The sequence below is a fragment of the Parabacteroides timonensis genome, from assembly GCF_900128505.1.
Classification (GTDB): domain Bacteria; phylum Bacteroidota; class Bacteroidia; order Bacteroidales; family Tannerellaceae; genus Parabacteroides; species Parabacteroides timonensis.
In genome coordinates this window covers 4,501,639-4,509,727 of record NZ_LT669941.1, presented here as the reverse complement: position 1 = coordinate 4,509,727, position 8,089 = coordinate 4,501,639, and the positions used below count along the sequence as shown (strand labels likewise).

Here is an 8,089-nt window from a genome sequence, read left to right as displayed (position 1 = left end):
TCCCAGTCAAGCACCCTTATGCCATTACACTCTACGACCGGTTACCAATCGGTCTGAGGGTACCTTTAGAAGCCTCCGTTACTCTTTTGGAGGCGACCACCCCAGTCAAACTACCCACCATACAGTGTCCTCACATTTAGCGAGTTAGAACTCAAACAACCAAAGGGCCGTATTTCAACGACGGCTCCACAAATACTAGCGTACCTGCTTCAAAGCCTCCGGCCTATCCTACACATTAGTTGCCCAAATTCAATGTAAAGCTATAGTAAAGGTTCACGGGGTCTTTTCGTCCCATCGCGGGTAATCGGCATCTTCACCGATACTACAATTTCACCGAGCTCACGGTTGAGACAGTGTCCAGATCATTACACCATTCGTGCAGGTCGGAACTTACCCGACAAGGAATTTCGCTACCTTAGGACCGTTATAGTTACGGCCGCCGTTTACTGGGGCTTCAATTCAAACCTTCTCTTGCGATGAGCTCTCCTCTTAACCTTCCAGCACCGGGCAGGTGTCAGGCTGTATACTTCATATTTCTATTTCGCACAGCCATGTGTTTTTGTTAAACAGTTGCCTGGACCTATTCTCTGCGCCCTACCTTTCAGTAGGGACCCTTTATCCCGAAGTTACAGGGTCAATTTGCCTAGTTCCTTAACCGTGAATCACTCGAGCGCCTCAGTATTCTCAACCCAACTACGTGTGTCCGTTTACGGTACGGGTACTTTATAAATATGCTTAGCGGATTTTCTAGGGAGCCTGCTTACATCCATATTACCTTGTACAAGTACTCGGTATACTGTCAGGTTCGACTCTCATGGCGGATTTGCCTACCACGATCAACGTCTACACCCTTTAACCAACTATTCCGTCAGTTGGCAGGATTGTCACTTCTCCGTCTCCACATCGCTCTATAAAGTAGTATGGGAATATTAAACCATTCNTATAAAAGAAGTTTACGAACCATAGATCCTTCATCCTTCACGCGACTTGGCTGGTTCAGGCTCTCGCCCATTGACCAATATTCCTCACTGCTGCCTCCCGTAGGAGTCTGGTCCGTGTCTCAGTACCAGTGTGGGGGACCTTCCTCTCAGAACCCCTATCCATCGCAGACTTGGTGAGCCGTTACCTCACCAACTATCTAATGGAACGCATGCCCATCTATCAGCAATAAATCTTTAACAAATATTCCCATGCGGGACCCCTGTTTTATGCGGTATTAGTCCGACTTTCGCCGGGTTATTCCCCTCTGATAGGTAGGTTGCATACGCGTTACTCACCCGTGCGCCGGTCGTCATCTCAGTATTGCTACCTTATGTTACCCCTCGACTTGCATGTGTTAAGCCTGTCGCTAGCGTTCATCCTGAGCCAGGATCAAACTCTTCGTTGTTTAAATTGTTTTGTCTTGCTCAGAATCCGTTATTTTATTTTCAAGTTTTGACGGTATTAATTTTTAATACTTGTACTACTTGTTGATATGTAAATCTTTCAAAGAACTTTCGCTCATCTTGCGATTGCGGCTGCAAAGGTAAGGACTTTTTTTAAACTACCAAATTTTTCGGAAGAAAAATTTAAAAGTTTTTTTTCAAGTCGCTGTGGCGGTTGGAGTCTTGCTTAGCATCGCTAACCTCATCCCCTCTCTACAGGTTACCTCTTTCATCATTTGTCATGCGCCGTTCTCTCTCGAATGCGGATGCAAAAGTAGTGCTTTACAACATACACTCCAAATCTTTTATCCATTATTTTTCAATTATTTTTTCATCATAGACATTGTTATATAATGTACGGGCGCAATAGAAACAACGAAGAAAATGATAACCGAAAGAGATTCTACCCGGGGGAAACCAGGGATAGTTCGTTATATACTGTCCGGGGATTATTACTATAGATAGCATAAAAAGAATTCGTACTTAGATCCGTTTCACATATATCAAACGAATGGAACATAATTATCAAACGAATAAAGCATATATGTGATCTTTGCGTTTGATATATGTCAAACGTATCTTTGGACAGGAAGGGAGATGACATACTAAATGATCATCTCCCTTCTTACTTATAATAGAAATATACTACGTATCTATTACATAACCTACAATTTACATAACAGGTGCATCCGGAGCTTTACCTGGTTTCGGAGCTTCTCCTTCCTTGTAATCAGGTAATGATCCCATTTCATATTTTTCCGGGCCATAGCGGAGAGTCGATGCCATGATTTCATCCCATGTAATCGGTTTACCGGTATAAGCTGCTTCACGTCCAAGAATAGCAACTTGAGTAGAATAAGCCAATGCTTCTGCCTGATTTATTTTTTTATCCAAACGAATTGATTCAACCAAATGAACATGCTCCTGATCGTATGGATTCTTAACTGGCTTATTCTGATAGTCATATTCCCAAAGCGTATTTCCATTATAATCTACAATTTTGATCTCTCCTCTGTCATTTAACTGAGCGACCCCTTTGGTTCCATAAACTTGTTCAGACACATTCCCATCGCAACCATCGATCTGACGGGCAGTAGCCAACATCCGTTTGTTATTATTATAATAATAGTCTACGCTAAAAAAGTCATAAATATCTCCGGTCAGACGTTGAGCACGACCTCCGAAACCAACTGCACGAACCGGGCGGTCTTCCATGAACCAAGTTACAACATCAATATTATGGATTGCCTGGTCCAGCAGGTGATCACCACTTAACCATTTGATATTAAACCAGTTTCGAATACAATATTCCATATCGCTCCACTCGGGCCGTTTCCGTTTATTCCACCAGGCACCCTGATCCCAATGAGCAGAAGTTGATACTATATCACCTATCAACCCGTTCTTTACCTGAACATAAGCTTCCCAATAATCCTTACGATGACGACGCTGATTACCCGTTACAACAGTCAGTCCTTTGGAAGTAGCTACTTTCGCCGCAGCAATTACCGTACGGATACCAGTAGGATCGACAGCGCAAGGTTTTTCCATAAAAATATGTTTACCTGCTTCCACTGCCGCTTTGAACTGTTCCGGACGGAAATGTGTCGGTGTACAAAGCAGAACAACATCAATATCATTCATTGCCAACACCTTCTGATATGCATCAAAGCCAAAGAAGCAGTTGGCATCAGGCACTTCATTTTTAAACTGTTCCGATAATACTTTCCGGCAAGTAGCCATTCGGTCGGGGAATAGATCGGCCAATGCGATAATAGATACATTCGGACCGGATTTAAGGAACTGTGTTGCAGCTCCGGTTCCACGATCGCCACAACCGACCAATGCTGCTTTCAATGGTTTACCATCAGGAGCTACGTCTACGAAAGAAAACATGCCCAATTCTTCCGGAGAATAATTTTTCACAGCTTTACCTGCATCTTGTTGTTGTGTACACGAGGTCATTACAGCCGACGACATACCCAGCGGTATTCCGGCACCCAGCAAAGCTGTGTTTGTTAAGAAATCTCTTCTTTTCATGGTATTTAAAATAAATAGTATAGTTATCTGACGCCCAAATATATGAATTCGAAAGTAAAGAAACAAACTTAGCAGTAGTTTTATACTCCAGATTTCTAGATGTATAGAGGTAATATATATGTATTTTATACAATAAGAAAGTAGATATTGTATAAAAGACGCCAAGTATATAACCGGACTCCCTTTATCCTGTAATACAATAACTAAAAAAGTCTAAACGGGAAGAGCTTTGTTATGCAAAGCATATTTTTCGTACCTTTGAAGCCTAAACAATAACATTTATTATGATGAAAAACTCAAATTATCTTCTCCTCCTGGGATTAGGTCTTAGCACTTTATTCTCCTGTGAAGAGACAAAAGCACCAGATCCAATTTATCCTATCCCGACACCTGAACAGGTCGAATGGCACAAAATGGAAACTTACGCCTTCGTCCATTTTGGTTTGAATACGTTTAATGATCTCGAATGGGGGTACGGAGACACTCCCGCCTCCACCTTCAACCCGACGAATCTGGATTGTGACCAATGGGTTCGTACCATCCAGGCTGCCGGACTCAAAGGAGTAATCCTCACCGCCAAGCATCACGATGGTTTCTGCCTGTGGCCGACCGCAACAACAGAATACAGTGTCAAAAACTCTCCCTGGGAAGACGGAAAAGGAGATATGGTAAAAGAGCTATCGGATGCCTGTCATAAATATGGTTTGAAATTCGGTATCTACCTCTCTCCCTGGGATCGTAACAGTGCAAATTACGGACAACCCGGATATGTAGAGAAATTCCATGCTCAGCTTCACGAACTGGTTTGCAATTATGGCCCTCTATTTGAATATTGGTTCGACGGAGCCAACGGAGGAAACGGGTGGTATGGCGGAGCTAACGAATCCCGCTCTATCGATCCTAACACTTACTACAAATACGAAGCTGCTGTCGATACAATCAAAAAATATAATCCATCCGTTATGATTTTCGGAGGAACCGAACCAACTATCCGCTGGATTGGCAATGAAGAAGGCTGGGCCGGAGATACGCAATGGAGTATGTTCACCAAGAAAGAGGGTGTTCATTACCGCCAGAGCCAGTGGGGACTGGAAGACGGCGACCAATGGCTGGGTGGCGAATGCGATGTTTCCATTCGTCCGGGTTGGTTCTATCATGCACGTGAAGACCACCAGGTCAAATCATTATCCCATCTGGTGGATTTATATTACCGTAGTGTCGGACACAATGCGAACTTCCTATTAAACTTCCCCGTTGCCCTGAACGGCCAGATTAGTCCGACCGACTCTATCCGCGCTGTCGAATGGTATCAAACAATACGAAACGACTTGAAAACAGATCTTTTGAAAGGTACTGCCGTTGAAGCCAGTAACTCCCGTGGCGGTCAGTTCAAGGCTGCTAAAGTCAATGACGGAGATTGGGATTCTTATTGGGCTACAGAAGACGGAGTAACAAACGGAACACTTACATTCACATTTAAGAAACCGACAGATGTAAACCGTCTGATGATACAGGAATATATACCTTTAGGCCAACGCGTAAAATCCTTTACGATCGAGACAGAAAAAGACGGACAATGGACACCAATCGAAGCTGCCGACTCAACCACTACTGTAGGTTACAAACGTATCGTTCGTTTCCAGACGGTAAAAGCCGATAAGATACGGATCAATTTCGAAGAGGCACGCGGCCCGCTGTGTATTAATAATGTAGAAGCCTTCCTTGCTCCTGCTTTATTGACTGAACCGGCCATCCGTCGTGATCTGAAAAATGTGGTTACTATTCAGGTAGAAGATAAAGGCTCGGAACTTCATTATACAACCGACGGTACGGAACCGACAAAAGATTCTCCCCGTTATACGGAACCCTTTACTTTTGCACAGAGAGGAACGATCAAAGCAATTTCATACGACCGCACATTCGATAAAAGCAGTCCTGTATCGACAAAAGAATTGGATATTCCGGCATCTGACTACACGGTCGTTTATCCGAAAGACGAAAAAACATCGGTTATGTTCGATGGAAACGGATATACCACCTTCTATTTACCGAAAGGGAAGCAAGAAATTGAAATACAATTGGCAAGTGAAGTAACAATTTCCGGATTCCGGTACGTACCGAATCAGGGACGTGATGCAGGCGGACATGTTTCAAACTATCAATTGTACGTCAACAACAAGAAGGTTACAGAAGGAGAATTCTCCAACATCAAGCATAATCCAATCGAACAAGAAATCCGCTTCCCTGCTGTAAAAGGGGATAAAATACGTTTTGTGGCAACACGGATCATAGATAATCAAGCACAGGCTGGGATTGGAGAGTTTTCGGTAATAACGAAATAAGGATTCAGTATTTATCAAATGTGAACCAATGGAGTCGACTTCTACAAGGTCGGCTCCATTGGTTCATTATTCATGACGAATAGGTCATAAACCAATGTGTTACTTTCTCACTATATGTTTTTGAGATTGGAATATCTGGAACCTTTTCTATACCTAATTCCAAATAAACACCATCTTTTTCGCGACGGATTACCTTTACCTGGTCAAAATTGACCATATATGAACGATGACAGCGTAATACATTCGTCTCAGCTAAACTTTCCTCGATAGCTTTCAAAGAATTACGCAGCATAAATTTGGTCAACACTCCTTTATTAAGATACCAGATACAAACATAATTATCGGCAGATTCTATATATAAAAGATTACTCCGTTTTACCGATAGACGTAACTCATGCTTCTCATCATAAAAAGAAAACACGGACAGCTTATTTGCCGCCTCTGCCCTGTCTTCTTCCAATAAACGTAACTGACGTTCTTTCTCCTGATAAGAGAAATACAGGTGTAAGACGGAATAAGGCAATAATAATACCAGACTCGTATTTATAGACGATTCCTTAAAAGCACTCAGATATTCCCGCTCCGGATTAAGTACCAGCGTATAAATCGTATAAAACAATGACATAAAAAAAATCTCCAACAGTATCCACAACGCATATCCTCCGATCGTAATCTCATGCTTACGTCCCCAGTAATACATCACAATCCGGCTGATAACGACAACCAACACTCCTGTCAGAATGATCAGACTTGAAAAAACAAAAAACTTAAACTCCGAAACCGAATACCAACTGGAAGAACTGAACGGCTTATAGATATTTATAAACACTAAAGCAAAAAGTGCCGTCAGCAGGATCAGACGAACGATATTCGATTTCCCATAAATATATGCGGGGATTTTATAACCTAACATTCCCATATTTTTGCCTCTTATTTGATAACAAATGTACTATAAATCCTGATATATTCGCCCCACATATAAGAAATTCGCCCCTATATTCGACTTTCTACCCCTTCTGATAGTCACTAAAACCATTTATTTGGCGGAGTTGTTTTTATAGTGTTTGTTTGCAGTAAAAAATAAAACGTTATGGATATTTCACTTCGCACACAACAACTTTACAGCCTTTTCTCGTACGATAAAAAGGCCTGCCTGAAAGAAAGTCGTTTGGATATAATCCCCTTTCGTTTCACACAAACGATAGCTGCCAGCGAAATTGACGAATTCCAAAGGGAACTTGCAACGACAGACTTCTGTGCCGTTACCGACGACCACATCCAAGAAAATAAAACATTCAATTATACCATATTCGCACCCTCCGGAAAAGAGAAACGGGATAAGGCGATCATTCTCCTGCATGGTCTGAATGAACGTACCTGGGAAAAATACCTGACTTGGGCTGAATATCTGGCGGAGACTACCGGAAAGCCGGTCATACTTTTCCCTATCGCTTTCCATATGAACCGTACCCCGGGTAGCTGGTGTAATCCACGGGCCGTCTTACCCTGGGTTGGACAACGTAAACTAAAGATCAATGATCTGGCCAACTCCACCTTCGCCAATGTGGCATTAAGCAGCCGTTTGTCTATCAACCCGTTACGCTTTTATGCCTCCGGTCGCGAATCGGTCTATAATCTTTGGCAACTGGTACATGAAATAAAGGATGGGAAACACCCCTTATTTAAAGAAGACACTTCCATCAACCTGTTCGCCTATCCAATCGGTGCGTTGCTGTCTCAGGTATTACTGTTGAGTAATCCAGAGAAGTTGTTCAGCGACACCCGCCTGTTTATGTTTTGCGGCGGTTCGATCTTCAGCCAGATGAACGGAAGCGCACGCGATATTATGGATCAGGAAGCATTTGACAGCCTGCAACGCTTTTATCGTCATGACTTTTTAGAGAATCGTTCGTTACCGACATCTTTCAAAAACGATTTTCTGGAACAGGCCTTCAAAGCGATGATACGTCCGGATGTATTACAAGATTACCGGGAATCGTTCTTTCAGCGAGCCTGCAACCAGATCAAAGCCATCTCATTAAAGAAAGATATCGTGATGCCTACAAATGGAGTAATCCAGGCAATAGGGAAAGCATCTGACAAGGTACTAGAGGAAATTGATTTCCCATTCCAGTATTCTCATCAGATACCTTTTCCGTTTCGGTCAAAAGCAGATCAAACACTCGTAAATCAGGCATTCAACCATATCTTTAGCAAAGCAGCTGCATTCCTGTAAAAACAATGTGATGTTACTCTGGCTTCCTGCCGACATAATTGCTTGTC

General features: G+C 42.6%; 4 protein-coding genes and 1 other annotated feature. Of the genes, 2 read left to right on the top strand and 2 right to left on the bottom strand.

All coding sequences use genetic code 11. The features are described from left to right. Positions 1-1,379 (bottom strand) — a sequence feature (most likely nonfunctional fraction of RNA operon). A gap of 717 nt (positions 1,380-2,096) precedes the next feature. Next, entirely contained in the window at positions 2,097-3,464 is a 1,368-nt protein-coding gene (locus BQ7394_RS25305) for a Gfo/Idh/MocA family protein (RefSeq protein WP_235848820.1), read from the bottom strand. A 287-nt stretch (positions 3,465-3,751) separates the two neighbouring features. Here BQ7394_RS25305 and BQ7394_RS25300 point away from each other — a divergent pair, with 287 nt between their 5' ends. Further along, complete coding sequence (locus BQ7394_RS25300) at positions 3,752-5,806, top strand: alpha-L-fucosidase (RefSeq protein ID WP_075560249.1); 2,055 nt, start codon at positions 3,752-3,754, stop codon at positions 5,804-5,806. A gap of 70 nt (positions 5,807-5,876) precedes the next feature. Here BQ7394_RS25300 and BQ7394_RS25295 read toward each other — a convergent pair whose 3' ends face one another. After that, positions 5,877-6,719, bottom strand: a complete 843-nt coding sequence (locus BQ7394_RS25295) for a LytR/AlgR family response regulator transcription factor (protein ID WP_075560248.1) — start codon at positions 6,717-6,719, stop codon at positions 5,877-5,879. A gap of 177 nt (positions 6,720-6,896) precedes the next feature. On the opposite strand from BQ7394_RS25295, the gene BQ7394_RS25290 reads away from it, so the two are divergent. Next, positions 6,897-8,042, top strand: a complete 1,146-nt coding sequence (locus tag BQ7394_RS25290; protein ID WP_075559923.1) for a DUF6051 family protein — start codon at positions 6,897-6,899, stop codon at positions 8,040-8,042. Positions 8,043-8,089: the final 47 nt, after the last annotated feature.